Origin of the sequence: Bacteroides sp. AM32-11AC, assembly GCF_003603515.1 — a bacterium.
In the GTDB taxonomy this organism is placed as follows: domain Bacteria; phylum Bacteroidota; class Bacteroidia; order Bacteroidales; family Bacteroidaceae; genus Bacteroides; species Bacteroides uniformis.
On record NZ_QTNH01000036.1, the window covers coordinates 1 to 786 of the forward strand.

The window sequence follows — 786 nt, forward strand, 5'->3', positions numbered from 1 at the left end:
AAGAGATACTTGGGATTAAGGCAGGAAGAACTACTTAATACCTATGACTGCCTTAGTTTTTGATTACTGGCGATTGCGCTCACCAATTATTAAGAATGGAGTGGAACAGCCTTTTAAGCCAATAATTCAAGTTGGGAGTAAATTTCTAAATTTCTACTTATATAGACCTTTTACAAATTTGCTCCTAACCTTGATTTATGGAGTAGGAATGCCTTTCTGCATTTAATAAACAATAAGTTCTTGCCAATCAGACGCAAATTCGTAACTTTGCAGCAATTTCAGACACTTAATGAGTTAAGGCTGAAAGGACATATTAGTTAACGAAGAGCGTTTAAGATATTATCCTTAATCTGAAATCTGGACAATTTCAAAACACAAGGATAATAGGCAAGGACGCTCACGTCAATGCTATATACCCACTTAGTCAAGTGGACTATATAACGTTTGGCGTGGGCTATTGTTTATTACTTGTGTTTGGGCAGTCCAGAGCCTCAGATTAGGTAATATTCAATGTTCCCACGCTTCTTTATTGTATAACAGTTAGTTAGGGGACACTGACTATAATATATGAATTAACCGTAAAGATACAGACTACTACTTATTAATTGACAACTCATTTATGAAGTGTGCAGCTATCGCTGTGTTCCTCACACTGATACAACTATTTATTATTAACTGCCACCTATTAGGGACGTAGAGGCATAAACAGATTTATAGCAATGAAGACATTAAGATTGATTGGAATGGCTATCGTAGCCGTAATTATGAGTGTTAACTTCGCAGCAT

The 786-nt window shown here is 36.0% G+C and carries 1 pseudogene; it reads left to right on the forward strand.

Going from position 1 to position 786, the window contains the following annotated elements:
- Positions 1-63, forward strand: a pseudogene (locus DW800_RS19460) (site-specific integrase); the annotation flags it as partial.
- Positions 64-786 lie beyond the last annotated feature (723 nt).